The following is a 25266-nucleotide window of genomic DNA, read 5'->3' on the forward strand; positions in this document are numbered from 1 at the left end:
GAGTCAACCGGGCTGCTGCTGAGGCGTCGGCTGTTCCTGCTGCGATGACGACTCGGTCTCGATATCGTCGAACTTGCCCAGCAGCGAGGACAAGCGACGTTCCCATTCCTCGCGTTCCTGCTTGAGGCGGGCGTTTTCCTCGCGCAGCTCCTCGGCTTCCATCTTCATCAACTCCAGGGCCTCGACGGCGCTGGAGACTTTCTGTTCGAGCTGGTTGAAGAGTTCGATGCTCATCCGTTTCTCCTGATGATGTCCTGCTGAGTCGGGCCCGGCCCGCCGAAAGCGTCCTGCCATCGGCAGCGTAACGCCACCGACGGGGCTCAGCAAGCGTCTTCGGTGGGTGCTTCCTTACCCGTGGGCAGGCGTCGATACAGTCGTCCGGTGCTGTCTCCTGCGCGAACCTCTCGATGCAGGAGCCAGCCGGCCGGTACCGCCGGGTCGAGGGTCGACTCGGTCTCCAGGTAGATGCTGGCGTCGTCGGTCAGCCAGCCGCGCTCCAGTGCCGCGCAGCAGGCGGCCGCCAGGTCCTTGCGAAAGGGAGGATCGAGGAAGACGAGCGAGTGCGGCGTCGGTTCGCCTTCGAGGAAGCCCATGGCGTCGGCGTTGATCACCCGAGCTCGGGTGACGCCGAGCGTATCCAGGTTGCCTTCCAGGGCGCGGCTCGCCCGGCCGTCGAGTTCGACCAGGGTAGCCTCATGAGCGCCACGCGACAGGGCTTCAAGGCCGAGGGCGCCGGTGCCGGCGAAGAGATCCAGTACTCGAGCGCCGGAGAGAGCGGGGCCCAGCCAGTTGAAGAGTGTCTCCCGGACCCGGTCCGGCGTCGGGCGCAGCCCTGGCAGGTCGACCACGGGGAGCAGGCGGCGACGATACTCGCCGCCGATGATGCGCAACTGGCCCTTGCCGCGACCTCCGTCCTGGCGACGGGGGGCACGGGAGTGGCGTGATGAGCGGGAAGATGAACGGCGTCGAGTCATGGGCGACGATTGTAGCGGGCGTCTTGTCCACAGTCATGGTGCGCGATGGTAGGATGTGGCGATTCGTTCACCCGCGAGGCTGAATCCCCCCATGTTCGGTTTTTTCAAGCGCAAGAAGAAGCAGCAGGAAGAACAGGCGACGCCTGAGCAGGAGGTCGAGCGCGACGACGCAGCGCTCGCCGACGAGGAATCGGCGCCATCCGAGGCCGAGTCTGCCCCCGAGATCGACCCCGAGTCGACGCCGGAGGTGGAGCCCGAGCCGGTTCCCGAGATCGAACCCGAACCGACGCCTGAGGTGGAGCCCGAGCCGGTTCCCGAGATCGAACCCGAACCGGCGCCGGAAGTGGAGCCCGAGCCGGTTCCCGAGGTCGAGCCCGAACCGACGCCGGAAGTGGAGCCCGAGCCGGTTCCCGAGGTCGAGCCCGAACCGGCGCCGGAAGTGGAGCCAGAGCCGGCTCCCGAGGTCGAGCCCGAACCGGCGCCGGAACCCGAGCCGGAGCCTGCCGCCGTGGCGCCTCGGGAAAAGCCCCGTGGCGAGAAGAAGGGGTGGTTCGCGCGCATCAAGGATGGGCTTGGCAAGACGCGGGCCAACCTGGCTGACGGTCTGTCCGGCCTGTTCCTCGGTCGCAAGCAGATCGATGACGACCTGATGGAAGAACTCGAGACCCAGCTGCTGATGGCCGATGTGGGAATCGAGGCGACTACCGAGATCATCGACCGACTCACCGAACGGGTTTCGCGCAAGGAGCTCAAGGATCCGGAGGCGCTGTTCAAGGCGTTGCAGGAGGAACTCTCGGGCCTGCTCGAGGGCGTCACCCAGCCCCTGGAACTGCCGCCCAAGGGTGAGGGCCCCTTCGTCATCCTGGTAGTCGGCGTCAACGGCGTGGGCAAGACCACGACCATCGGCAAGCTGACCCAACGCTTCCAGCGCGAGGGCCGCAGCGTGATGCTGGCCGCCGGCGATACCTTCCGCGCCGCCGCCGTGGAGCAGCTCAAGGTCTGGGGGGAGCGCAACGACGTGCCGGTGGTGGCCCAGCATACCGGTGCCGACAGTGCTTCCGTGGTCTACGACGCCCTGGCGGCGGCCCGGGCGCGTGGTGTCGACGTGCTGATCGCCGATACCGCCGGGCGCCTGCACAACAAGTCGCACCTGATGGAGGAGTTGAAGAAGGTGCGGCGGGTGATGGGCAAGCTCGATGCCGATGCGCCTCACGAGGTGATGCTGGTGCTCGATGCCGGCACCGGCCAGAATGCCCTGTCCCAGGCGTCGACCTTCAACGAGGCGGTGCCGGTCACCGGCATCACCCTGACCAAGCTTGACGGTACCGCCAAGGGCGGCATCATCTTCGCCCTGGCGCAGCAGCTCGGCACGCCGATTCGCTTCATCGGCGTGGGAGAAACGCTGGATGATCTGCGCCCGTTCGCGGCCCGTGAATTCGTCGATGCGCTCTTCGACAGGGACGATGCCGCGGCATGATCGCCTTCGAGCACGTCGGCAAGCGCTATGGGGGGCGTTTCGAGGCGCTGGCCCACCTCGACTTCCGGGTCGGGCGCGGCGAGATGGTCTTTCTCACTGGCCACTCCGGGGCCGGCAAGAGTTCGCTGTTGCGCCTGATCATACGCCTCGAGCGTCCCAGCCGGGGGCGTATCCTGGTGGCCGGCCATGACATCGATCGCCTGCATCATACCCAGGTGCCCTTCTACCGGCGTCAGATCGGCGTGGTCTTTCAGGATCACCAACTGCTGTTCGATCGTTCGATCTACCATAACGTGGCCCTGCCGCTGGAGATTCAGGGCATGGAGCCTCGGGAAGCCTCGCGCCGAGTGCGGGCGGCGCTCGACAAGGTCGGTCTGCTGCATCGCGAACGGGCCCTGCCCATCGAGCTGTCGGGTGGGGAACAGCAGCGGGTGGGCATTGCCCGGGCGGTGGTCAACAAGCCGGCCCTGTTGCTGGCCGACGAGCCGACGGGGAACCTCGATCCCCAGCTGTCGGCCGACATCATGTCGCTGTTCGAGGACTTCAACCGGATCGGCACCACGGTGATGGTGGCCAGCCACGACCTGGCACTGATAGCCCGGCTGCGGCATCGTACCCTGCGTCTGCACGAAGGTCGCCTGGTGGCCGACGAGGAGGCCGTATGAGCCGTCAAGGGCAGGAGAACTCCCGACGTGGGGCCCGTGCGTATCGCGCCGGTGCCGGCGGGCGCTGGCGCAGTTGGGGGCGCCATCATCGGGCCATGAGCCTGGATAGTGCACGCCGCCTGCTGCGTCATCCGTTGAGCAGCCTCCTGACCATGCTGGCCATCGCGATCGCTCTGGTGTTGCCGGCCGGGCTATGGCTGGCCCTGGATGGTGCCCGGCTGCTCGACGCCGAACTCGATGAGAGCGCCACGCTGACGGTCTACCTCGCCGACCGGGTCGATAGTGGTGAAGCCGGACGCATCGAGGAGGCCCTTGGGGCCCAAGAAGGCGTGGCGGAAACCCGCTTGATCACCGCTGCAGAAGGCATGGCCGAGTTCCAGCAGTCACTGGGGCTCGAGGATGCCCTGGCGCGTCTGCCCGGTAACCCGCTGCCGGCAAGCGTGGTGGTATCGCCTCTCGATCCTTCGCCGGAGGCCGTGCGCCGACTGGCCGATGAGCTCGGGGAGTTGAGCGGTGTCGAAGAGGTGCGGCTCGATCTCGCCTGGCTGGAACGCCTGCGTCATCTGGCGGAACTCGGTCAAAGGGTCACCCTGGCGCTGGCCGTGCTGTTCGGCATGGGCGTGCTGCTGGTGGTGGGCAACACCATTCGCCTGGCCGTGGAGAACCGCCGCCAGGAGATCGAAGTGGTGACGCTGATCGGTGCCACTCATCCGTTCGTGCGGCGCCCCTTCCTCTACAGTGGAGCCTGGTACGGCCTGGGGGGCGGTATCCTGGCCTGGGGACTGCTGACGCTCGGCGGAAATTGGTTGGGAGGGCCGGTCTCGGCGCTGGCGGCCAGTTACGGTGCCAGTTTCGCACTGCCGGCCCTGGGGGTCGGGGGGTCGGCAACCCTTCTGGCATGTAGTACACTACTTGGCTGGCTGGGTGCCTGGATCGCGGTCAGTCGTCATCTGGCGCAGATCCGCCCCCGCTGATGCCATGGGTCACGAAAGCTTCATGGCGAATTCATCGCGAGCCGGAACCAAATCGGTCCCTTGTCGTCAAAGGCAGCGATTACCGATTCCACACATGGGTTTCGAGGGAGACAACCTGCAAATGAGCACCAGTCTTCTGCCGGTGGGCCACCTGTCACCGGGTCACGACCTCAACGGTTACATTCAAGCGGTGAACGGGATTCCCATGCTCACCGTGGATGAGGAGCGTGAGCTGGCCTTCCGCCTGCACGACGAGGGCGACCTCGAGGCGGCACGCCGTCTGGTGATGTCTCACCTGCGTTTCGTCGTGCATATCGCGCGAAGCTATTCCGGCTACGGCCTGGCTCAGGCGGACCTGATCCAGGAAGGTAACGTCGGCCTGATGAAGGCGGTCAAGCGCTTCGACCCCAATCAGGGCGTGCGCCTGGTGTCCTTCGCCGTACACTGGATCAAGGCCGAGATTCACGAATTCGTGCTGCGCAACTGGCGGATCGTCAAGGTTGCCACCACCAAGGCCCAGCGCAAGCTGTTCTTCAATCTGCGCGGTGCCAAGAAGCGTCTGGCCTGGTTGAACAGCAACGAGGTCGAGGCCATCGCCAAGGACCTCGACGTCAAGCCCGAGGTGGTCCGCGAGATGGAGGGGCGCCTGTCGGCCCACGATGCCGGCTTCGATGCCGCACCCGGCGAGGACGAGGAGTCCGCCTATCAGGCGCCGGTCCATTACCTGGATGATGCCTCCCAGGACCCGGCCGCGCAGCTCGAGGATAGCGACTGGGAGGAAGATTCCACCCAGCGCCTGCAGTTGGCCCTGTCCGAACTCGATGAACGGTCCCGCGATATCCTCCAGCGCCGCTGGTTGAGCGACGACAAGTCGACGCTCCATGATCTGGCCGATGTCTACGGCGTGTCCGCCGAGCGTATCCGCCAGCTCGAGAAGAACGCCATGAAGAAGATTCGACAGCATATCGGCGATACGCTGGCGGCATGAGCCGCCGCTGACTTTCTCGCCCGACGCTTCAGTTGTCATCGGCGGCACAGACAAACGCCCCGGCCAGTTCAAGTGGCCGGGGCGTTTTCGTTCCCGCCGGTTAGTCTCGAGGGTGCGTCGTCAGACCGTCTGGGGTGCCTCGCGAAGCAGACGGGCGGAGAGCGATTGCCACTGGTCGTCCCAGTGCTCGGTGGGGAGGCGCTTGAAATCGCTGCGCACATACTGGGAGATACGTCCCTCGACGTGAGCCAGCAGCATGTTGGCGGCGGCCGGAATCGGTAGCGCGGGACGCCGTCCCTCGCGCAGTTCGGCCTCGCGCAGTACCTGCTTGAGCTGGGTTTCCAGGCGCTCGAACAGCTGGTGGATGCGCTGTCGCAATCGCGCGGTCTCGCCGGTCAGGGCATCGCCGCCAAGCAGGCGCGACAGGCCGGGGTTCTTCTCGGCGAAGGCCAGCAGCAGGGTGAGGATCTGGCCGCAGCGCGGCACGGCATCGGGCACGTCCTCGAGAATGCGTCCGATGCGTTCGAACAACGTCTGTTCGATGAACTCGATGAGCCCCTCGAACATGCGTGCCTTGCTGGGGAAGTGGCGATAGAGCGCCGCTTCCGAGACGCCGACCTGGCGTGCCAGGGCGGCGATGGTGATGCGCTTTCCGCTGTCTTCCTCCAGCATCAGGGCCAGCCCCTGCAGAATCTGGTCGCGCCGACTGGAGATGGGGGATTCCTGCGTCATGGTGTTCTTTTCTTGTCGGTCGGTGGGAAAGGATCAATCGTCGTGTGTTTCGTCTCCGGCGTTGGTGATCAATGTGCCGACACCGGCGTTGGTGAAGATCTCGAGCAGGGTGGCGTGAGGCACCCGGCCATCGATGATGTGCGCGCTGGCCACGCCGCCTTTCACGGACTCCAGGGCGCAGCGGATCTTCGGCAGCATGCCGCCGTGAATCGTGCCGTCGGCGATCATGGCGTCGACCTGAGCGGTGCTGAGGCCGGTCAGGACCTCGCCGTCGGCATTCATCAGTCCGGCCACGTTGGTCAGCAGCATCAACTTTTCGGCGTCCAGCGCCTCGGCGACCTTGCCGGCCACCAGGTCGGCGTTGATGTTGAAGCTGCGGCCCGAGGCGTCGACGCCGATCGGGGCGATCACCGGGATGAAGTCCCGGGCGGCGAGCATCTCGATGAGGTCGGTGGAGATATGCTCCACCTCGCCCACGTGACCGATGTCGATGATCTCCGGGGCCGTCATTTCCGGGCTCTGGTGCTCGACCCTCAACTGGCGAGCACGAATCTGGGCGCCATCCTTGCCGGTCAGGCCGATGGCCTTGCCGCCGCACTGGTTGATCAGGTTGACGATGCCCTTGTTGACCAGGCCGCCGAGCACCATTTCGACGACGTCCATGGTTTCGGCGTCGGTGACCCGCATGCCATTGACGAAGCGCGACTCGATGTTGAGTTTCTCGAGCAGCTCGCCGATCTGGGGGCCGCCGCCGTGAACGACGACCGGATTGATGCCGACTTCCTTCATCAGGACCATGTCGCGCGCGAAGGAGTCGATCAACGGGTCCTCGGTCATGGCATTGCCGCCATACTTGACCACGACGGTCTTGCCGGAGAAGCGCTGGATGTAGGGAAGTGCCTCGGAGAGCACTTCCACCACCTGGCGCGGGTCACGGGTCTGTTCGGTCATGTCTGGGGTTCCGTATCGAATCGGGGAAGCGTCAAAGCGTGATCTCGAGAGCCGGGGCCACCTGCTTGAGGGCATCGGCGAAACGGGCACGGATGCGCGTCAGCGCCGCCTCGCTCTTGCCTTCGAAGCGCAGCACCAGCACCGGGGTGGTGTTGGAGGCGCGGCACAGTCCCCAGCCGTCGGGGTAATCGACGCGGATGCCATCCAGCGTGGTTTTCACGCCGTCGTCGCCGAAGTCGCCTTCCCGGGCCAGGCGCTCGACCAGGTCGAACTTGGTCTCGTCGGTCACCGTGATGTTGATCTCGGGCGTGCCGATATCCTGAGGATAGCGTGCGAAGAAGGCATCGGCGTCGAGGGACTGGCGCGACAGGACTTCCAGCAGTCGGGCTGCACCGTACAGACCGTCGTCGAAGCCGAACCAGCGCTCCTTGAAGAAGATGTGGCCACTCATCTCGCCGGCGAGCAGGGCGCCGGTTTCCTTCATGCGTGCCTTGATCAGCGAATGGCCGGTGCGCCACATCTCCGGCGTGCCGCCGGCCTGCTCGATCACCCCGGCCAGGTTGCCGGTGCATTTGACGTCGAAGATCACCCGGGCGCCGGGGTTGCGTTCCAGCATGTCCTCGGCGAAGGCCATCATCAGGTGGTCGGGGTAGATCAATTTGCCCGAAGGGGTGATCACCCCCAGGCGGTCACCGTCGCCGTCGAAGGCCAGGCCGATGTCGGCGCCGCTGGCCTGGACCTCGGCGATCAGGTCCTTGAGGTTCTCCGGCTTGCCGGGATCCGGGTGATGGTTGGGGAAGGTGCCGTCGATCTCGGCGTAGAGCGGGAGGGTCTCGGCGCCGAGGCGTTCCACGAGCTTCGGGCCGAGTTCGCCGGCCACGCCGTTGCCGCAGTCCACCACGGCCTTGATCGGCCGTGTCAGGACGACATCGCCGAGGATGCGTTCCAGGTAGGCGTCACGCAGGTCCTGCTGGCTCACCTGGCCCTGGCCCTCGGTCAGGTCGCCTTCCTCCAGGCGGCGGTGCAGATCGGTGATGGTGTCGCCGGAGAGGGTCTCGCCGCCGAGGACGATCTTGAAACCGTTGTAGTCGGGCGGATTGTGGCTGCCGGTGACCATCACGCCGGAGGAAGTGTCCGTCATCACATGAGTGGCGAAGTAGAGTACCGGCGTGGGCACCATGCCGATGTCGATCACGTCACAGCCCGAGGCGGTCAGGCCGCGCGTCAGGGCCGCGAGCATGCGGGGGCCGGAAAGGCGGCCGTCGCGCGCGACGATGACCCGCGTCTCGCCTTTTGCTCTGGCGGCGCTGCCGATGGCCCGGCCGATACCCTCGACGCCGGGCTCGGTGAGGGTGTCGTCGACCACGCCGCGAATGTCGTAGGCGCGGAAGATGGAGGCGGGCGCGGGGCCGGTCTTGTCTGTCGTCATGTCATCGGTCCTTGATCGGGGAAGAGGTCAATGGCGTTGTCGGGGTCTCAGAGACGACCGGAGCTGCCGAAGCCGCCCATGCCTCGTGCACTGGCGTCGAAGTCGTCGACGACCTCCAGGTCGGCCTGCACGACCGGCACCAGGACATACTGGGCCAGGCGCTCGAAGGGCGACAGGGTGAACGAGGTGTCGCCCCGGTTCCAGACCGAGATCATCAACTCCCCCTGGTAATCGGAGTCGATCAGTCCTACCAGGTTGCCGAGCACGATGCCGTGCTTGTGGCCCAGTCCCGAGCGGGGCAGGACCATACCGGCCAGCCCCGGGTCGGCGATGTGGATGGCGAGTCCGGTACGCACCAGTTCGCAGTCGCCGGGCTCGAGTGTCAGGGGCGCGTCGAGCAGGGCCCGCAGGTCCATGCCGGCGGAACCGGTGGTGGCGTAATGGGGCATGTGGTCGCGCATGCGCTCGTCGAGCAGCTTGACGGCGAGGCGGGGGCGGTCGGGAAAGGTCGGCATCGAATGTCTTCCGGAATCGAGGTGTCAGGCGTGGTGAGTGATGGCCAGGCGGGTCAGGGCCCGCCTCAGGACAGCGTCGGCCAGTCGGGACTTGGGCTGTGGAGGCTGGGCGTCGCGGTCGATGGCGTCAGCGTCGCGCCAGAGCAGCACGGCGGCGTTGTCGTCGGCCCCGAAGCCGAGTCCGGCCCGGGAAACATCGTTGGCCACCACCATGTCGAGGTGCTTGCGTGTCAGCTTGTCCCGGGCGTAGCGCTCGAGGTCGCGCGTCTCGGCGGCGAAGCCGATGACATAGGGGCGCTCGTCCCGGGCGGCGATGCGGGCGATGATATCGGGATTCTTCACCAGACGCAGGGTCATGGTGTCGTCATCGTCCCGCTTCTTGAGCTTGTGCGCGGCCGGGGTCTCGGCGCGATAGTCGGCCACCGCGGCGCAGCCGATGAAGAGGTCGCAGGCGTCGGCGAGGCGCTCGGCGGCGGCCAGCATGTCATCGGCGCTTTCCACGTCGTGCCGGGTCACGCCGGGCGGCGTGGCCAGGGCCACCGGGCCGCTGATCAGGTGCACGTCGGCGCCCAGGGCCACGGCGGCGTCGGCCAGGGCGTAGCCCATCTTGCCGGAGCTGTGGTTGGAGAGGTAGCGCACCGGGTCGAGGGCCTCGCGGGTCGGGCCGGCGGTGATCACCACCGTCAGCCCCTCGGCGGGCCGATCCGCCGTCCCGGCGATGCCTGTCATGATGTCTTCCGGCTCGAGCATGCGCCCCGGCCCCACATCGCCGCAGGCCTGGTCGCCGCTGCCGGGGCCGAGCAGTTGCCAGCCATCCTCGGTGAGCCGGCGGGCATTGCGCGCGGTGGCGGGATGTCCCCACATGGCCTGGTTCATGGCCGGCGCCATGAACTTTTCGGCATGACTGGCCAGGCACAGGGTGGTGAGCAGATCGTCCGCGTGACCCTGTGCCAGGCGCGCCATCAAGTCGGCGGTCGCTGGGGCGATCAGGATGCGATCGGCCCAGCGAGCCAGCTCGATATGGCCCATGCCGGCCTCGGCCTCGGGGTCGAGCAAGGAGGTGCGCACCGCCTCGCCGGTAAGGGCCTGGAGCGTCAAGGGAGCGATGAAGGCCTGGGCGCCTTCGGTCATGACCACGCGGACCTCGAAGCCTGCCTGCTTGAGCAGACGGGCCAGGTGCGCGCTCTTGTAGGCGGCGATACCGGCGCCGATCCCGAGCAGGATGCGTTTTCCGGGCAATGCTGACATGGCAGTGTCCAAGCGGGAATCCGGTCGTCTACCTTACCACTCGCGGGGTGGCTTGCGTAGCCGGCCCCGCATGTCGGTGCCCTGCCGACATGGCGACTACACTGTGCGTTGAAGGCGTGCCGAGAAGGGGCAGGGGTGGCGTGCATGGCCAAGACAAGGACGATGGGCCTGCACGGGAGGCAAGGATGTCGATTCGCGACTGGCCGGAGGGCGAACGCCCCCGGGAGAAACTCTTGGCGCTGGGCACGGAGGCGCTCTCCGATGCCGAGCTGTTGGCGATCTTTCTGCGCGTCGGGGTATCGGGGCGCTCCGCCGTGGACCTGGCGCGGGATACGTTGTCGGCCTTCGGTGGTCTGCGTCCCTTGCTCGAGGCCGATGAACGCGCCTTTTGTGCGGAGCGCGGGCTGGGGCAGGCCAAGTATGTGCAGTTGCAGGCGGTGCTGGAACTGGCGAGACGTCATCTGGCCTGTCGGCTGGATCGCGAGGCGGCGTTGACCTCGCCGGGGCTGGTCCGCGACTACCTGACCTCGCGACTGCGCCACCTCGGACATGAAGAGTTCGCCGCCCTGTTTCTCGACAGTCAGCACCGAGTGATCCGCTACGAGTCGTTGTTCCGGGGCACCCTGGACAGTGCCTCGGTCTATCCCCGCGAAGTGGCGCGACGTGCTCTGGAACTGGGGGCGGGGGCGCTGATCTTCGCGCACAACCACCCCTCCGGTGTGGCCGAGCCGAGCGACGCCGACCGGCGCATCACCGAGCGGCTCCGCCAGGCGCTGGAACTGTTCGAGATCCGGGTGCTGGATCATTTCGTGGTGGGGGATGGCGAAGTGGTGTCATTTGCCGAGCGTGGCCTGCTATAATCCCGCATCTCGCTTGTCTGGCCCGGCCAACTCTGGTATAAAGTGCAGCCTTTGAATTCCCTTGGGTCAAATGACACGGGGTCGTCCCGGTTTGCCCGACAGGTTTTGAACACTCAGGTTAATACCCTGGCCAAGCGGTTGGAGGCTCTCATGTCCAAAGTATGTCAGGTTACCGGCAAGCGCCCGGTGACTGGTCACAACGTATCCCACTCTCAGCGCAAGACCACACGTCGTTTTGTGCCGAACCTGCACACCCATCGCTTCTGGGTGGAAGCCGAGAAGCGCTTCGTCAAGCTGCGCGTCTCTACCAAGGGTATGCGTATCATCGACAAGAAGGGTATCGAGGCGGTGCTCAGCGATATCCGTAAGCGCGGCGAGACCGTTTAAGACGCCCCAGCGCCCGATCCATGAGGGAGAAGAGTCATGCGTGACAAGATCAGAATGGTGTCCAGCGCCGGTACCGGCCATTTCTACACCACCGACAAGAACAAGCGGAACACTCCGGACAAGCTCGAAATGAAGAAGTTCGACCCGGTGGTCCGCAAGCGTGTCATCTACAAGGAAGCCAAGATCAAGTGATCGCGATGCCGATGCGCTGACGCGCTCGGCATCCTGGCCGTCGGTCCCGCTCGCGCAAGCGCACCGGGTCGTTTGATGGCTTCCTTCCGCAGGTAAGAGCCTGTCCGCCCGAACCCGGCCCGATGGTCGGGTTCTTGCGTATATCGCCCCGCTACCGGATATCCCCGCCATGCCCGAGCTCCCCGAGGTCGAAACCACCCGACGAGGCATCGCCCCTCATGTCGAGGCGCGCGAGATCCGCGAGGTGATCGTGCGACAGCCGCGCCTGCGTCACCCGGTGCCGGAAGATCTCGTCGATCGCCTGGTGGGGGCGCGTCTGGGGCGGCTGGACCGACGCGCTAAGTATCTGTTGGTGCCGGTGGTCGGCGAGTCGGGCGGGACCCTGCTGTGCCACCTGGGCATGTCCGGCAGCCTGCGCATCGCGCGGCTGGGCGAGCTGCCCAGGAAACATGATCACGTCGACCTGGTGTTCGACGATGGGGGCATCCTGCGTTATCACGATCCGCGCCGCTTCGGTTTCATCGATTGGCTGGACGGGGATATCGAAAAGGATCGACGGCTGTCGAAGCTGGGGCCGGAACCGCTCTCGGAGGCCTTCGATGGCGAGCGGCTTTATGCGATGTCCCGCAGGCGACGGCTGGCGGTCAAGCCCTTCCTGATGGACAACGCCGTGGTGGTCGGCGTCGGCAACATCTACGCCGCCGAGGCTCTGTTCCTGGCCGGTATCGATCCACGCCGCGAGGCAGGGCGCATCTCGCGTCAGCGGTATACACGCCTGGCGAGCGCCATCCGCGAGGTGCTGGCCGCCGCCATCACCCAGGGAGGCACGACGCTGCGCGACTTCGTCGGTGGCACCGGGGAGCCGGGGTATTTCGCTCAGCGGCTCAATGTCTATGGCCGTGACGGCGAGCCCTGCCGACGGTGCGGCGCCGAGTTGCGCCTGGTGACCCTGGGGCAGCGTGCCAGCGTCTTCTGTGCTGGATGCCAGCGCTGACCCGCAGGCCCCGCACCCGCCCATTTCTACCTTAATCATGAGATTCCCGATGACCGCTCTACGCTCACTGCGCCTCAAGAAGAACGCCGATCGGCGACTGAAGTCAGGCCATCTATGGCTGTATTCCAACGAGATCGATACCGGTACCACGCCCCTCAAGGACTTCGCGCCGGGCGAGCAGGCGGTGGTGGAAGCCGCGAACGGCAAGGCCATGGGCGTGGCCTATGTCAATGCCCACTCACTGATCTGCGCACGCCTGGTGTCCCGCGATGCCGGCACCACCCTCGACCGTTCGCTGCTGGTGCACCGTCTCAACCAGGCCCTGTCCCTGCGCCAGCGCCTGTTCGCCAAGCCGTTCTATCGCCTGGTGCATGGCGAGGGCGACCTGCTGCCGGGACTGGTGATCGACCGCTTCGACGACGTCCTGGTGGTGCAGCTCAATACCGCCGGCATGGAAGCGGTACGCGAGCCGCTGCTCGATGCCCTGGACAAGGTGTTGTCGCCGCGGGCGGTGGTGTTGCGTCATGACACCAGCGGGCGCCGGATGGAGGGGCTCGAGGGAGGCGTCGAGGTGCTCGGCGATGAACCGCCCGAGAGCGTCGAGCTGGAAGAGAACGGCGTGCGCTTCGTCGCGCCGGTGATGGATGGTCAGAAGACCGGCTGGTTCTTCGATCATCGTGCCAACCGGGCCTGGCTCAACGGACTGGTGGCCGGCAAGCGGGTGCTGGACGTGTTCAGCTATGTCGGTGGCTGGGGCGTCCAGGCAGCCGCGCATGGTGCCAGCGAGGTCCTGTGTGTCGATGCCAGCGAACGTGCACTCCAGGGGGTGGCCGAGAACGCCGAGTTGAACGGTCTCCAGGAGCGCGTCGCGGTGGGCGAGGGGGATGCCTTCGAGGCACTGGCCGCCCTCAAGGCCGATGATGAGCGATTCGACGTGGTGATCCTCGACCCACCGGCCTTCATCAAGAAGCGCAAGGACACGGCCGCCGGGGAGCGTGCCTATGGGCGGCTGAATCGGGAGGCGATGCGTCTGCTGGGGCGCGATGGCCTGCTGGTCTCGGCCTCCTGCTCCATGCACCTGGGGATGGACCGGCTCACGGACGTGGTGCGTGGTGCCGCCCGCCACCAGGACCGCCATGGTCAGGTGATCTTCCAGGGGCATCAGGGGCCGGATCATCCGGTGCATCCCGCGATTCCCGAGACGTCCTATCTGAAGGCTCTGGGGGTGCGGGTCTTCCGCGACTAGCCTCCTGTGAAAAGTGCCTGCACCCGTCGACGGTGGCGAGGAGCGGTCATCATGAGGAATGTTGTGTCGTGAGGGTTGCGTCGTGAGGGATGTCGACTTCGTTCGCGTCTTTGCGCATACGAATCCACTGCTGGTCAGCCATGTGGCCAACCTGCTCGAGTCGGCCGGCATCCCGGTGGAACGGCGCAACATGACGTTGGGCGGTGCGTCGGGAGAATTGCCGCCTGTCGAGTGCGAGCCCGAGGTATGGGTGGCGCCGCATAATCGTGCCCGGGCCGAGGCACTGATCCGCGAGACCCATGAGGAGGCGATGCGCCCCGACTGGACCTGTTCCGGCTGTGGTGAAACGCTCGCAGGCGTCTTCGACCGTTGCTGGAACTGCGGTCGCGACCGGCCCTGATACCGCTTCATTACACCACAGGGAAGATGCTGCCATGTCCTGGGACCTGCCGGATCCTTTCATCATCGACCTCGAGGTCGCGCCGTCGAGCATCGACGATTATGGCCATGCCAACAACGCCGAGTATCTGCGCTGGGTCGAGCGTATCAGCTGGCGCCACTCCGAGCATCTGGGGCTCAGCCTGGCGCGCTATCGCGAGCTGGATCGCGCCATGGTCGTACATCGTCACGAGCTCGATTACCTGGCGCCGTCCTTCGAAAGCGACCGGCTGCAACTGGCCACCTGGATCGTCGATTGCGACGGCCGCCTGACTCTCACGCGCCGCTTCCAGCTCAGGCACCATGCAACGGGGCAGACCCTGTTGCGGGCACGTACGCGCTTCGCCTGTATCGAGCTTTCCAGTGGCCGTCCTCGGCGCTTGCCGGCCGAATTCCGGCGTTGCTACGGGATGGCCCTGGTCAGCGAGTGATCGGCAGGCGGAAGACTTTCTGTTTCGTGTTTCTGTGGTAGTCGTATCTTCGATGTAAAAACGGTCTTTTCCGAGTTTTTTTTGTTTTTCTCCCGTGATCTCTGCGTGTATGGACTGTTGTGCTGTAATGGAATCGAACGCGCAGTCATCCATTGTTCACGCATCGGAGGAATTCCATGAAGATCGCCGTGCCGAAGGAAATCAAGAACCATGAATATCGCGTTGCCCTGACACCCAGCGGTGCTCGTGAGCTGGTCGGTCGTGGTCATGACGTCGTTGTCCAGACCGCCGCCGGTGAGGGAGCGGGCTTCAGCGACGCCGACTTCGAGGCGGCCGGTGCTCGACTGGAAGCCGATGTGGCCAGGCTGTGGGGTGACGCCGAACTGATCCTCAAGGTCAAGGAGCCGCAGGCCGAGGAAGTCGCCAGGCTGACCCGCGGGCAGACCCTGTTCACCTACCTGCACCTGGCGGCCGAGGAAGCCCTGACCAAGGGACTGCTCGACAGCGGCGCGACCTGCATCGCCTACGAGACCATTACCGCGGCCGAAGGTGGACTGCCGCTGCTGGCGCCGATGAGCACCGTGGCCGGACGCATGGCCGTCCAGGCCGGCGCGCACAGCCTCGAGAAGGCCCAGGGTGGTGCCGGTGTCCTGCTGCCGGGAGTGCCGGGTGTGGCACCGGCCAAGGTCACGGTCATCGGCGGTGGCGTGGTCGGCGAGAACGCCGCGCGCATGGCGCTGGGGCTGGGCGCCGAGGTGACGGTGCTGGACAAGTCCATTCCGCGCCTCGAGACCCTGGATGATCGCTATCAGGGCCGCATGAAGACGGTGTTTTCCACCGCCGACGCGCTCGAAGAGGCGGTACGCGAGTCGGACCTGATCATCGGTGCCGTGCTGGTGCCCGGGGCCGCCGCGCCCAAACTGATCACGCGTGACATGCTGTCCGACATGAAGCCGGGCAGCGTGCTGGTGGATGTGGCCATCGACCAGGGCGGTTGCTTCGAGACCAGCAAGCCGACAACGCATGCCGAGCCGACCTATGTGGTGGATGGCGTGGTGCACTACTGCGTGGCCAACATGCCCGGCGCGGTGGCGCGGACCTCCACCCAGGCACTGACCAACGCGACTCTGCCGTTCGTGCTGTCGCTGGCGGACAAGGGCTGGCAGAAGGCGCTGGCCGACGACGACCATTTCGCCGCGGGCCTCAATGTCCACGACGGCAAGCTGACCTATCGTGCCGTGGCCGAAGCCTTCGGCCTGGAGCATGTGGAAGCCGCCACCTTGATCGGCTGAGGCGGGGCCGACTCGTCGACGAAAGGCCAGGGCTACCGTGTGGAGTTCTGGTCTTTTCTCGATCTGAGGTTGGCCTCTCTCCCTGGCGACGACTGCGATGCCTCGCCAGGGTGGTCCTGACGAGGGGCGCCGGGGACAAGCCGAAGAGGAGGTCCGACGCCATGGGTGAGGAGCACTGCTCCGAACGGGCTGGCCATGGATGGCCTGCACCGGTCCTGCAAGCGGAGCAGGATGCGAGAGCGCCGCTGGGCGTCGGTAGCGTACAGGGAGGTATTCACAGCGCCTCCTCGTAGGCTTGTCGACGGATCAGCCCCAGGCAGATACTGCTATGTGCACTAGCCCTGCGACTTGTTCCCGGCAGGTCGCCTTGATCGGGGCCTCGCGTTACCATGGCGGGCATTCCAGAGTCAGCAGAGTCCCGCTTTCATGACCGCAGCATCCGACAAGACCCGTGTGCTCACGGGCATCACTACCACCGGAACTCCCCACCTGGGCAACTATGTCGGCGCCATCAAGCCCGCCATCGCGGCGAGCCAGGACCCGAACGTCCAGTCCTACTACTTCCTCGCCGACCTGCATGCCCTGATCAAGAGCCAGGATCCCAAGCGTGTCCAGCAGTCGCGCCTGGAGATCGCCGCCACCTGGCTGGCCCTGGGGCTGGATACCGATAACGCCATCTTCTATCGGCAGTCGGACATTCCGGAGATCCCCGAGCTGACCTGGATGCTCTCCTGTGTCTGCGCCAAGGGCCTGATGAATCGCGCCCATGCCTACAAGGCGGCCGTGGCCGACAACGAGGAGGCCGGTCACCCGGATCCCGACAAGGGCGTGACCATGGGCTTGTTCGGCTATCCGGTGCTGATGGCCGCCGACATCCTGATGTTCAACGCCCAGCGCGTGCCGGTGGGCCGCGACCAGATACAGCACATCGAGATGGCGCGTGACATGGCCGGTCGTTTCAACCATCTCTTCAAGGGCCAGTACTTCACCTTGCCCGATGCGGTGGTCGATGAGCGGGTCGAGGTCCTGGGCGGGCTCGATGGACGCAAGATGTCCAAGAGCTACGACAACACGATTCCGCTGTTCGTCTCCGAGAAGAAGCTGCTCAAGCTGGTGCGCAAGATCAAGACCAATTCGCTGGAACCCGGCGAACCCAAGGATCCGGACAGCTGCACGCTGTTTCAGATCTACTCGGCCTTCGCCAGTCAGGAAGAGGCGGCCGAGATGCGCACCGAGTACGAGAATGGGATCGGCTGGGGCGACGCCAAGAATCGGGTCTTCGAGTACCTCAATGCGCAGCTGCGAGAGCCGAGAGAGCGCTATCAGGCGCTGCTGGAGGATCCCGCGCACATCGAGCAGGTGCTGCGCCAGGGGGCCGACCGGGCGCGTGCCGAGGCCGCCCCCTTCATGGATCAACTGCGCCAGGCGGTGGGGCTGGGGCGCTTCATCTGACTCGCCATGGGTGAGTTCCGCACGACGCTTCGGGCTCCATGGTCGTCGCGTCGACGTGGTAGAGTAGCGCCCAAGTCGCCGTAGAGCGTCACGGCCCGGATTCCAGAGACAGCAGAGACGAACCGATGACCAGAGAAGCCAAGCGCCCCCTCTATATCCCCTACGCCGGGCCCCCCTTGCTCGAGATGCCGCTGCTCAACAAGGGGAGTGCCTTCACCCGCGAGGAACGCCTCGAGTTCAACCTGATCGGCCTGTTGCCGCAGAACGTCGAGACCATCGAAGAGCAGGTGGAGCGGGCCTATCGTCAGTATCGCCAGTGTCAGAACGATCTGGATCGGCACATCTATCTGCGTGCCATTCAGGACGACAACGAGACGCTCTACTTTCGCCTGGTTTCCGAGCATCTCGAGGAGATGCTGCCGATCATCTACACCCCCACGGTGGGGCAGGCCTGCGAAGAATTCTCCAATATCTATCGCAACCACCGAGGCCTGTTCATTTCCTATCCTGACCGGGACCGCATGGATGACATCCTGCGCAGTGCCACCAAGGACAAGGTCAAGGTGATCGTGGTCACCGATGGCGAGCGCATCCTGGGGCTCGGCGACCAGGGCATCGGCGGCATGGGGATCCCCATCGGCAAGCTCTCCCTGTACACCGCCTGTGGCGGCATCAGCCCGGCCCACACGCTGCCGATCACGCTCGATGTAGGTACCAACAACCAGGCCCTGCTCGATGATCCGATGTACATGGGCTGGCGGCACCCGCGGGTTTCCCAGGAAGAATATGATGCCTTCATGGCGGACTTCATCGCAGCGGTGAAGCGTCGCTGGCCTCAGGTACTGCTGCAGTTCGAAGATTTCGCCCAGGCCAACGCCATGCCGCTGCTCGAGCGTTATCGCGACGAGCTGTGTTGCTTCAACGACGATATCCAGGGCACTGCCTCGGTCTGTGTGGGGACCCTGATGGCGGCGTGCAAGGCTCGCGGCGAGGGCGTGGCCGATCAACGCGTGGTCTTCGTCGGCGCGGGCTCTGCCGGCTGCGGCATCGCCGAGCAGGTGGTGGTGGCCATGCAGGCTGAGGGCCTGTCCGAAGAAGAGGCCCGGGCGCGAGTCTTCATGGTCGATCGCGATGGGCTCGTCACGACCGATCAGGACTGGCTGCGCGACTTCCAGCGTCGACTGGCCCAGGAACCATCGCGGGTCGAGGATTGGGACGGGCAGTCGCTGCTCGAGGTGGTCAAGCAGGTACGCCCGACGGTGCTGCTCGGCGTGTGCGGTCAGCAGGGCCTGTTCACCGAAGAGGTGATCCGCACCATGCACGCGGGCTGCGCCTCGCCGCTGGTGATGCCGCTCTCCAACCCGACGTCCCGTGCCGAAGCACTGCCGGAGGACGTGATCCGCTGGACCGACGGCCATGCCATGGTGGCGACCGGAAGTCCCTTTGCGCCAGTGGAATATCAAGGGCGACAGTATCCCATTGCCCAGTGCAACAACGCCTACATCTTCCCGGGCATCGGCCTCGGTGTGGTGGCCGCGGGAGCGCGGCGGGTCACCGATGGCATGCTGATGGCGGCCTCCCGGGCCCTGGCAGCCGAAGCGCCGGTGGCCAGGACCGGCGAAGGGGCGGTATTGCCGGCTCTGTCGAAGATTCGGGAGCTGTCCAAGGCGATCGCCTTCGAGGTAGCCGCTCAGGCGCAGAAAGAGGAGGTGGCCCTGAAGAGCGACGATCAGGCGATTCGTGCCGCCATCGAGCGTCACTTCTGGTATCCCGAGTATCGGGGGTATCGACGCCGCTCGTTCTGACGAGCCACGAGTTTCGAGACGCGAGCGGTGAGCCGCGAGCTTGACAGTGCCAGGGCCGGGAATCGGCTTTTGCTCGTAGCTCGTAGCCCGCCGACAAGAGCCCCCGTCGGAGCACCGGCGGGGGCTTCTTGCGTCATGCGGGCAGGATGACGGCGATCAGGCCGCGCCGATCATCTTGCGCAGCACATAGTGCAGGATACCGCCGTGGAGGTAGTACTCCAGCTCGTTGGCGGTGTCGATGCGGCACAGGGCTTCGATGCGTTTCTCGCCCTTGGGGCTGGCGATGGTCACCTCGACCTTGCCGCCCGGGGTCAGGTCCGATAGCCCGGAGATGGAAATGCGCTCGTCGCCGGTCAGGCCCAGGGTCTCGCGGGTGTCGCCCTCGGTGAACTGCAGCGGTACCACGCCCATGCCGATCAGGTTGGAGCGGTGAATGCGCTCGAAGGATTCGGCCAGCACGGCGCGCACACCGAGCAGCCGGGTGCCCTTGGCGGCCCAGTCGCGCGAGGAACCGGTGCCGTATTCCTTGCCGGCGATCACCACCAGCGGGGAGCCTTCCTGCTGGTACTGCATGGCCGCGTCGTAGATGGCCATCTGTTCACCGGAGGGCACGTGGCGGGTCTCGCCGCCGACCACGCCGTCGAGCATCTCGTTTCTGATGCGCACATTGGCGAAGGTGCCGCGCATCATGATCTCGTGGTTGCCGCGGCGTGAGCCGTAGGAGTTGAAGTCCACCGGTTTGACGCCACGCTCCTGGAGGTAGCGGCCGGCGGGGCTGTCGGGCTTGATGGCGCCGGCCGGCGAGATGTGGTCGGTGGTCACCGAGTCGCCGAGCAGGGCCAGGATGTGGGCGCCCTCGACATCTTCGGTGGCGGCGGGCTCGCGTCCCATGCCCTCGAAGAAGGGAGGATGCTGGATGTAGGTCGAGTCATCGGACCACTGGTACACCTGGCTCTCGGGCACGTCGATGGCCTTCCAGACGTCGTCGCCGTCGAAGACCTCGGCGTATTCCTTGCGGAACATCTCGGTCTTGACCTTCTCCACCGCCTCGGCGATCTCGGCCTGGCTGGGCCAGATGTCCTTGAGATACACCGGTTGGCCATCGTCGCCGGTGCCGAGGGGTTCGCTGGCGATGTCCTTGCGCACATTGCCGGCCAGGGCGTAGGCCACGACCAGAGGCGGCGAGGCCAGCCAGTTGGTCTTGACCAGGGGATGCACCCGGCCTTCGAAGTTGCGGTTGCCCGACAGCACCGAGGCCACGGTCAGGTCTCCGGCCTCGACGGCTTTCTCGATGGCCTCCGGCAGCGGCCCGGAGTTGCCGATACAGGTGGTGCAGCCGTAGCCCACCAGGTTGAAGCCCAGTTCGTTCAGGTCGTCCTGAACGCCGCCGGCGGCGAGGTAGTCGGTCACCACCTTGGAGCCGGGGGCCAGCGAGGTCTTGACCCAGGGCTTGGTCGTGAGGCCGCGGGCCAGGGCGTTGCGCGCCAGCAGGCCGGCGGCCATCATCACGCTGGGATTGGAGGTGTTGGTGCAGGAGGTGATGGCGGCGATCACCACGGCACCGGGGTCGAGCCGGAAGGCTTCACCTTCCATGTCGACGTGCTGGCTGTCGTGATGTTCGTAGCTCTCCTCGACGCCCACGGCGGTCTGGCCGCCTTCGGAGAACAGGCGTCCCTTCTCGGTGGCCGACAACGACTTGCCGTCATCCTCCATCACCTTGGCGAAGGCCGCCGGCATGTCCCTCAGGGCGACGCGGTCCTGGGGGCGCTTGGGGCCGGCCAGGCTGGATTCCACTTCGTCCATGTCGAGATGCAGGACGTCGCTGAAGACCGGCTCCTGGCCGGGTTCGCGCCACAGCCCCTGGGCCTTGCAGTAGGTCTCGACCAGCTCGACCTGGGTCTCGTCGCGGCCCGTCAGGCGGAGATAGTTGAGGGTTTCGTCATCGACCGGGAAGAAGCCGCAGGTGGCGCCGTACTCGGGGGCCATGTTGGCGATGGTGGCGCGATCGGCCAGCGGCAGGTCGGCGAGGCCGTCGCCGTAGAATTCGACGAACTTGCCCACCACGCCGCGTTCGCGAAGCATCTGGGTCACCGTCAGCACCAGGTCGGTGGCGGTGATGCCTTCGCGGAGCTTGCCGGTGAGCTTGAAGCCGACCACCTCGGGGATCAGCATCGATACCGGCTGGCCGAGCATCGCGGCTTCGGCCTCGATGCCGCCCACGCCCCAGCCGAGCACGCCCAGGCCATTGATCATGGTGGTGTGGGAGTCGGTGCCCACCAGAGTGTCGGGGTAGGCGAAGGTCTTGCCGTCTTCCTCCTTGGCCCACACCGTCTTGCCCAGGTACTCGAGGTTGACCTGGTGACAGATGCCGGTGCCCGGCGGTACCACGCGGAAGTTGTCGAAGGCCTGCTGGCCCCAGCGCAGGAATTCGTAGCGCTCGCGGTTGCGCTCCATCTCGATGGCCACGTTGTCGCGGAACGCTGTGGGATTGCCGAACTTGTCGACCATCACCGAATGGTCGATGACCAGATCGACGGGCGACAGCGGGTTGATGCGCGAGGGATCCTCGCCGAGGGTCTCGACGGCGGCGCGCATAGAGGCGAGGTCGACCACGCCGGGCACGCCGGTAAAGTCCTGCATCAGTACGCGGGCCGGGCGGTAGCCGATTTCGCGATCGGATGAAGCGTTCTGCTGCCAGTCGACCAGTGCCTGCATGTCGTCGCGGGCGACGCTGGGGTCGGAGGCGAAGCGTAACTGGTTCTCGAGCAGGATCTTGAGCGTCATCGGCAGGCGGTCGATGTCGCCAAGGGCTTCGGCGGCTTTCGGCAGGCTGTAATAATGGTAGGTGGTGCCGGCGGCCTCGAAGGTCTGCAAGGTATCCGGTGTGGACTCGGTGCTCATTGCTATCCTCCTGTCACGGGGAGTATCGAACCATCCTGGGCTCGTTGTCTTACATGGTCATGATAGAAGGCGTTTTCAACCGCTGCCCCCGGGTGTCGGCCTTGAAACGGCGCCTGTCATCCCCATCTCTGATGGGGTGAATATTGCCTGGAGGAGAGACGTGCACGAGGACGCGCTGGAGAGTCGATCGGTCCATTGCCCCTACTGCGATACCCCCTTCACGCTGCAGATCGATGCCTCCCAGGGGAGTCATGCGACCTGGGAAGATTGCCCGCGTTGCTGCGCTCCGATCCAGTTGCGTATCGACGTGTCGTCGATCAGTGGCGAGCTCGAGTCGGTGACGCTGGGACGGGACGATGACGTGCTGTGAAGCGGACCGATCTGGTGAAACGCTGTTGTGCACGGCACAATAGGCTGCGGCTATTCGTGCCATAGTGTCGAACGCATGGCTCGTCGGTCGCGACTGCCCTAGTGTGGTATCCCTTTTTTCATCACCCATGACACTTCTACGACTTCAAGGAGACTCAATGAGCGTACTGGTTGGACGTCAAGCGCCCGATTTCGAATCCGCGGCCGTCCTCGGCAATGGCGAGATCGTCGAGAATTTCAAGCTCTCCGACAGCAACGGCAAGCTGCGTGTGCTGTTCTTCTGGCCGCTGGACTTCACCTTCGTCTGCCCCTCCGAGATCATCGCCCACGACAACCGTCTGGCGCAGTTCAAGGAGCTCGGCGTCGAGGTGATCGGCGTGTCCATCGACTCCCAGTTCACCCACCATGCATGGCGCAATACGTCTCCCGAGAAGGGGGGCATCGGTGAGGTCGGCTTCCCGATCGTGGCCGACGTCAAGCATGAGGTCACCAACGCCTTCGGCATCGAGCATCCGGATGCCGGCGTGGCGATGCGTGCCTCCTTCCTGATCGACGAGAACGGCGTCGTCCAGCATCAGGTGGTCAATAACCTGCCGCTGGGCCGCAACGTCGACGAGATGCTGCGCATGGTCAAGGCACTCAAGTTCCACCAGCAGCATGGCGAAGTCTGCCCGGCCGGCTGGGAAGAAGGCCAGGAAGGCATGAAGGACACCGCCGAGGGTGTCGCCAAGTACCTGGGGGCCCACGCCGAAGCGCTCTGAGCGCTTCCGGGCGAGTCCGGGGACGGCCTGTGGTCGTTCCCGGTATCGGCTCGCACCGCAGTGGCCTGCGTCATGCCGATGAGGCGTCGGCATCGCCCAGTCCGTTGCGTCACCCATTGCCAGAGTTGCGAGGTATCCCATGAGCGAAGCGCGCCACGAACGCCTGATCATCCTCGGATCCGGGCCTGCCGGCTACACGGCCGCCGTCTATGCGGCCCGGGCCAATCTCGAGCCGTTGTTGATCACCGGTATACAGGCCGGCGGCCAGTTGACCACGACCACCGATGTGGACAACTGGCCCGGCGATGATGTCGGGGTCCAGGGCCCGGAACTGATGGAGCGCATGAAGCGCCACGCTGAACGCTTCGAGACCGAAGTGCTGTTCGATCACGTTCATGAAGTCGAGCTGCGCGAGCGTCCTTTCACGCTCAAGGGCGACAACGGGACCTACACCTGCGATGCCTTGATCATCGCCACGGGGGCCAGTGCTCGCTACCTGGGCCTGGAGTCCGAAAGCCGCTTCATGGGGCAGGGCGTGTCGGCCTGCGCCACCTGCGATGGTTTCTTCTATCGCAAGCAGGATGTCGTGGTGGTCGGCGGTGGCAACACCGCTGTCGAGGAGGCGCTGTATCTGTCCAACATCGCCTCCAGGGTGACCCTGGTGCACCGCCGCGACAGCCTGCGTGCCGAGAAGATCCTTCAGGACAAGCTGTTCGACAAGGTCGAGAATGGCAATATCGAAGTGATCTGGAATCATACGCTCGATGAGGTGCTCGGCGATAACACCGGCGTGACCGGGGCACGCCTGAGGTCCACCGAGGACGGTAGCCATCGCGAACTCGATGCGCCGGGCGTCTTCATCGCCATCGGCCACAGTCCCAACACCGGCATCTTCGAGGGCCAGCTGGACATGGCCGGGGGCTACATCAAGGTCAAGTCCGGACTCGAGGGCAACGCCACCGCCACCAGCGTACCCGGTGTCTTCGCCGCCGGCGACGTCATGGACCATGTCTACCGCCAGGCCGTGACCTCCGCCGGCAGCGGCTGCATGGCGGCCCTGGATGCCGAGCGGTATCTCGACGAAATGAGCTAGAAGCTGGAAGAGCGCCGCTTCGCGGCTGGAAGTAGGAAGTAATCCCGGGAAGCTGTAGTGGCTTCCAGCTTCCAGCTTCCAGCTTCCAGCTGTCGCGAAGCGACTAGTAATGCGGCGGCATTTCGTCTTCGGGGCGAGGTGTCGCCGCGTCATTTTCCTGCAGGGCGTGTTGCTGGTCGCGTATCTTGCGCTGCATCAACTCATTGAGTCTTTCGAGCTGCGCGAGACGTTTCTCCTGTTGCGCCACGGCGCGGTCCAGGGTGTCCAGCGAATCTTCCTGATAGGCGTAGCGGCTTTCCAGGGCGGTCAGCCGTGCCTGGAGATCGGAAAGCGTGTCATCTTGGTTCATGATAGAATCCTTGTGCTGCATGCCACCGTTCATCGTGGCATCAGTCTCGGTTCGGGGGCGGCGTGTCTCGCCGTAAAGTGCCTCGTTACCGCGTTATTCCTTCCTTTCTATTACGACAAAGAGAGCATCCGACGTTTATGAATCGAAAGGTCGTGTTACGTTGCAGTCTCATCAGCCTGTTGCTGGCCGCACCGTCACCGCTGCTGGTGGCCCTGTTCGTGCATCTTGCCGGGGGCGCCATGTCCAGAGAGATAGTCGCCAGCCTCGAGATAGGGGGCGTGGGTGTCGTCTATCTGGCTGTGGCGTTGGCGGTTCTGGTCCTGTTGCTGATCGCCACCCTGGCAGTCAACGCCTTGACGCCTCAGCTGGTCAATCTGGCCGAAGTCGAGGATGATGACCGCGAGATCGGTGAGGTCAAGTGGTTCAATGTCAACAAGGGCTACGGTTTCATCACTCGTGACAGTGGCGAGGATGTGTTCGTGCATTTCCGGGCCATTCGTGGCCGAGGACATCGCACCCTGGCCGAGGGCCAGAAGGTGAAGTATCAGGTGTCGCGTAATGAGCGGGGGTTGCAGGCCGACGACGTGACGGTTATTACCTGAAGAAGGCTCGCCCGGCCGCCCGGCCGGGCTGCGCCGGGAGCTTGAAGTCATAAGCTTGAAGCTGGAAGAAAACCCTCCCGGGCTTCGCCCGGAGCTATAAGCCGTAAGCTTTAAGCTGGAAGAAAAAACTTGACCCCGAAC

General features: G+C 65.2%; 27 protein-coding genes. 18 read left to right on the forward strand and 9 right to left on the reverse strand.

From position 1 onward, the window contains the following. Window positions 1–3: 3 nt before the first annotated feature. Complete coding sequence (locus LU493_RS16860) at window positions 4–234, reverse strand: cell division protein ZapB (protein WP_275288969.1); 231 nt, start codon at window positions 232–234, stop codon at window positions 4–6. A gap of 86 nt (window positions 235–320) precedes the next feature. After that, entirely contained in the window at window positions 321–974 is a 654-nt protein-coding gene (gene rsmD / locus LU493_RS16865; protein ID WP_275288970.1) for a 16S rRNA (guanine(966)-N(2))-methyltransferase RsmD, read from the reverse strand. A 91-nt stretch (window positions 975–1065) separates the two neighbouring features. On the opposite strand from rsmD, the gene ftsY reads away from it, so the two are divergent. From ftsY to rpoH, 4 genes are all read left to right on the forward strand, one after another. Then, entirely contained in the window at window positions 1066–2451 is a 1386-nt protein-coding gene (ftsY, locus tag LU493_RS16870) for a signal recognition particle-docking protein FtsY (RefSeq protein WP_275288971.1), read from the forward strand. Next, window positions 2448–3116, forward strand: a complete 669-nt coding sequence (gene ftsE / locus LU493_RS16875; RefSeq protein WP_275288972.1) for a cell division ATP-binding protein FtsE — start codon at window positions 2448–2450, stop codon at window positions 3114–3116. The genes ftsY and ftsE overlap by 4 nt, the downstream gene beginning before the upstream one ends. Next, window positions 3113–4090 carry a permease-like cell division protein FtsX gene (gene ftsX, locus LU493_RS16880; protein WP_275288973.1) on the forward strand — a complete coding sequence of 326 codons (978 nt, stop codon included), beginning with the start codon at window positions 3113–3115 and terminating at the stop codon, window positions 4088–4090. Before ftsE ends, ftsX begins: the two co-directional genes overlap by 4 nt. A gap of 121 nt (window positions 4091–4211) precedes the next feature. Further along, window positions 4212–5078, forward strand: a complete 867-nt coding sequence (gene rpoH, locus LU493_RS16885; protein ID WP_275288974.1) for an RNA polymerase sigma factor RpoH — start codon at window positions 4212–4214, stop codon at window positions 5076–5078. Window positions 5079–5198: 120 nt separating this feature from the next. Here rpoH and slmA read toward each other — a convergent pair whose 3' ends face one another. Genes slmA through coaBC form a run of 5 tightly spaced genes read right to left on the reverse strand, consistent with a single transcriptional unit; the run spans window position 5199 to window position 9953 of the window. Then, window positions 5199–5810 carry a nucleoid occlusion factor SlmA gene (slmA, locus tag LU493_RS16890; RefSeq protein ID WP_275288975.1) on the reverse strand — a complete coding sequence of 204 codons (612 nt, stop codon included), beginning with the start codon at window positions 5808–5810 and terminating at the stop codon, window positions 5199–5201. A 33-nt stretch (window positions 5811–5843) separates the two neighbouring features. Beyond that, window positions 5844–6761, reverse strand: coding sequence for an acetylglutamate kinase (gene argB, locus LU493_RS16895; protein ID WP_275288976.1), 918 nt, complete (start codon window positions 6759–6761; stop codon window positions 5844–5846). A gap of 31 nt (window positions 6762–6792) precedes the next feature. After that, window positions 6793–8190 (reverse strand): phosphomannomutase/phosphoglucomutase, encoded by a 1398-nt coding sequence (locus LU493_RS16900; RefSeq protein WP_275288977.1) that lies wholly within the window; start codon window positions 8188–8190, stop codon window positions 6793–6795. 47 nt (window positions 8191–8237) lie between these two features. Continuing rightward, complete coding sequence (dut, locus tag LU493_RS16905; RefSeq protein ID WP_275288978.1) at window positions 8238–8705, reverse strand: dUTP diphosphatase; 468 nt, start codon at window positions 8703–8705, stop codon at window positions 8238–8240. A gap of 24 nt (window positions 8706–8729) precedes the next feature. Next, a complete protein-coding gene (coaBC, locus tag LU493_RS16910) occupies window positions 8730–9953 on the reverse strand; it encodes a bifunctional phosphopantothenoylcysteine decarboxylase/phosphopantothenate--cysteine ligase CoaBC (protein ID WP_275288979.1) in 1224 nt (407 codons plus the stop codon). Between the two features lie 185 nt (window positions 9954–10138). On the opposite strand from coaBC, the gene radC reads away from it, so the two are divergent. The 10 genes from radC (at window position 10139) to LU493_RS16960 (ending at window position 19050) form a co-directional block, all read left to right on the forward strand. Then, window positions 10139–10813, forward strand: coding sequence for a RadC family protein (gene radC / locus LU493_RS16915; RefSeq protein ID WP_275288980.1), 675 nt, complete (start codon window positions 10139–10141; stop codon window positions 10811–10813). A 150-nt stretch (window positions 10814–10963) separates the two neighbouring features. Further along, window positions 10964–11200, forward strand: a complete 237-nt coding sequence (gene rpmB / locus LU493_RS16920; RefSeq protein WP_275288981.1) for a 50S ribosomal protein L28 — start codon at window positions 10964–10966, stop codon at window positions 11198–11200. 36 nt (window positions 11201–11236) lie between these two features. Beyond that, on the forward strand, window positions 11237–11392 hold the full coding sequence (gene rpmG / locus LU493_RS16925; protein WP_064699671.1) for a 50S ribosomal protein L33: 156 nt from the start codon (window positions 11237–11239) through the stop codon (window positions 11390–11392). A 169-nt stretch (window positions 11393–11561) separates the two neighbouring features. After that, window positions 11562–12386, forward strand: a complete 825-nt coding sequence (mutM, locus tag LU493_RS16930; RefSeq protein WP_275288982.1) for a bifunctional DNA-formamidopyrimidine glycosylase/DNA-(apurinic or apyrimidinic site) lyase — start codon at window positions 11562–11564, stop codon at window positions 12384–12386. 49 nt (window positions 12387–12435) lie between these two features. Beyond that, entirely contained in the window at window positions 12436–13632 is a 1197-nt protein-coding gene (locus tag LU493_RS16935) for a class I SAM-dependent rRNA methyltransferase (protein WP_275288983.1), read from the forward strand. An 82-nt stretch (window positions 13633–13714) separates the two neighbouring features. Next, entirely contained in the window at window positions 13715–14032 is a 318-nt protein-coding gene (locus LU493_RS16940; protein ID WP_275288984.1) for a DUF2007 domain-containing protein, read from the forward strand. Between the two features lie 34 nt (window positions 14033–14066). Further along, window positions 14067–14501, forward strand: a complete 435-nt coding sequence (locus tag LU493_RS16945; RefSeq protein WP_275288985.1) for an acyl-CoA thioesterase — start codon at window positions 14067–14069, stop codon at window positions 14499–14501. Between the two features lie 176 nt (window positions 14502–14677). Beyond that, on the forward strand, window positions 14678–15793 hold the full coding sequence (gene ald, locus LU493_RS16950) for an alanine dehydrogenase (RefSeq protein ID WP_275288986.1): 1116 nt from the start codon (window positions 14678–14680) through the stop codon (window positions 15791–15793). Window positions 15794–16219: 426 nt separating this feature from the next. After that, window positions 16220–17245, forward strand: a complete 1026-nt coding sequence (locus LU493_RS16955) for a tryptophan--tRNA ligase (RefSeq protein WP_275288987.1) — start codon at window positions 16220–16222, stop codon at window positions 17243–17245. 125 nt (window positions 17246–17370) lie between these two features. Beyond that, window positions 17371–19050 (forward strand): NAD-dependent malic enzyme, encoded by a 1680-nt coding sequence (locus tag LU493_RS16960; protein ID WP_275288988.1) that lies wholly within the window; start codon window positions 17371–17373, stop codon window positions 19048–19050. Between the two features lie 156 nt (window positions 19051–19206). On the opposite strand, the gene acnA is transcribed toward LU493_RS16960, so the two are convergent. Beyond that, window positions 19207–21951: an aconitate hydratase AcnA gene (acnA, locus tag LU493_RS16965; RefSeq protein ID WP_275288989.1), complete on the reverse strand. Its 2745-nt coding sequence runs from the start codon at window positions 21949–21951 to the stop codon at window positions 19207–19209. 160 nt (window positions 21952–22111) lie between these two features. Here acnA and LU493_RS16970 point away from each other — a divergent pair, with 160 nt between their 5' ends. From LU493_RS16970 to trxB, 3 genes are all read left to right on the forward strand, one after another. Beyond that, window positions 22112–22321 carry a CPXCG motif-containing cysteine-rich protein gene (locus LU493_RS16970; RefSeq protein WP_275288990.1) on the forward strand — a complete coding sequence of 70 codons (210 nt, stop codon included), beginning with the start codon at window positions 22112–22114 and terminating at the stop codon, window positions 22319–22321. Between the two features lie 157 nt (window positions 22322–22478). Further along, window positions 22479–23081: a peroxiredoxin gene (locus LU493_RS16975; protein WP_275288991.1), complete on the forward strand. Its 603-nt coding sequence runs from the start codon at window positions 22479–22481 to the stop codon at window positions 23079–23081. 139 nt (window positions 23082–23220) lie between these two features. Beyond that, window positions 23221–24174: a thioredoxin-disulfide reductase gene (gene trxB / locus LU493_RS16980; RefSeq protein ID WP_275288992.1), complete on the forward strand. Its 954-nt coding sequence runs from the start codon at window positions 23221–23223 to the stop codon at window positions 24172–24174. Between the two features lie 103 nt (window positions 24175–24277). Here trxB and LU493_RS16985 read toward each other — a convergent pair whose 3' ends face one another. Beyond that, window positions 24278–24523 (reverse strand): SlyX family protein, encoded by a 246-nt coding sequence (locus LU493_RS16985; protein ID WP_275288993.1) that lies wholly within the window; start codon window positions 24521–24523, stop codon window positions 24278–24280. A gap of 137 nt (window positions 24524–24660) precedes the next feature. Here LU493_RS16985 and LU493_RS16990 point away from each other — a divergent pair, with 137 nt between their 5' ends. Next, entirely contained in the window at window positions 24661–25125 is a 465-nt protein-coding gene (locus LU493_RS16990; RefSeq protein WP_275288994.1) for a cold-shock protein, read from the forward strand. The last annotated feature ends 141 nt before the right edge of the window (window positions 25126–25266 follow it).

The organism is Halomonas elongata, from assembly GCF_029081005.1.
Classification (GTDB): Bacteria; Pseudomonadota; Gammaproteobacteria; order Pseudomonadales; family Halomonadaceae; genus Halomonas; species Halomonas elongata_B.